The organism is Saccharospirillum sp. MSK14-1 (genome assembly GCF_003054965.1).
In the GTDB taxonomy this organism is placed as follows: Bacteria; Pseudomonadota; Gammaproteobacteria; order Pseudomonadales; family Natronospirillaceae; genus Saccharospirillum.
On sequence record NZ_MIES01000031.1, the window covers coordinates 1 to 1,049 of the forward strand.

The following is a 1,049-nucleotide window of genomic DNA, read 5'->3' on the forward strand; positions in this document are numbered from 1 at the left end:
AGTGCAAGATACCTGCTAAAAGCAGGTGGGTTTCCCCATTCAGACATCTCCGGATCACAGGTCGTTTGCCACCTCCCCGAAGCTTTTCGCAGGCTACCACGTCTTTCATCGCCTCCAGTTGCCAAGGCATCCACCCTGTACGCTTAGTCGCTTGGCCATATAACCCGAAGGAGTGTTATTTACCCGAAGGCAAACCCCATCCATCTCGTATATGAGCGACGTCTTGAACGACAAAGATATTGCTACGCTTGGTTTCAATCAGACTTCTTTCTTTGAGAAAACTTCAATCAGATTGTTAAAGAACAGAAGATGCTTGCGAGTCTGCGCAAGGCGAAGAAGTCTTGTTAAAACAAAACCGCTTGGCGTTGCGGACAATGAATGGATTTTTTCTAGATTTTTCAGAACGTTCTCGATGACCAAATTCGTCAAGACAAGGCGAAAGGTAAGGAAGCATAGTTCACTATGCGACGCGCCTTTCAACGCAGGATTGACGGATTTGGTGGAGCTATGCGGGATCGAACCGCAGACCTCCTGCGTGCAAAGCAGGCGCTCTCCCAGCTGAGCTATAGCCCCAAAACTTTTTATCGGATTATTCTAAAACCAATCCGAATAATTTTTCTCAGGCGAGGCGCGAACTGGCGAAGTGTGCTGCTGCACATGAGCCGGTTCGCAACGAAGTCTGAGGAAAATTTGGTAGGACTGGGCAGATTTGAACTGCCGACCTCACCCTTATCAGGGGTGCGCTCTAACCAACTGAGCTACAGTCCTAGAAATCGTCAAAGGCCGTAGACTGATTTGGTGAGCTACCTGAACGTCAGGCACGCAAAAAATCAGCGAGCCCTGTCGCTAATCCATTCACATCTTCAAGGAATCAAGTAATTCGTTGTGGACACTTGCGGGTCTTGGTTTAAGGAGGTGATCCAACCCCAGGTTCCCCTAGGGTTACCTTGTTACGACTTCACCCCAGTCATCAACCACACCGTGGTGAGCGCCCAATGTTAAGCTACCCACTTCTGGTGCAATCAACTCCCATGGTGTGACGGGCGGTG

2 tRNA genes and 2 rRNA genes are annotated in these 1,049 nt (G+C 49.4%); all 4 read right to left on the reverse strand.

The annotated features are described in order from the left end of the window. A 23S ribosomal RNA gene (locus BGP77_RS08940) occupies positions 1 to 157 on the reverse strand; the annotation flags it as partial. 340 nt (positions 158 to 497) lie between these two features. Beyond that, positions 498 to 573, reverse strand: a tRNA-Ala gene (locus BGP77_RS08945). 118 nt (positions 574 to 691) lie between these two features. Beyond that, positions 692 to 768 (reverse strand) — tRNA-Ile (locus tag BGP77_RS08950). Between the two features lie 140 nt (positions 769 to 908). Beyond that, positions 909 to 1,049 (reverse strand): 16S ribosomal RNA (locus tag BGP77_RS08955); the annotation flags it as partial.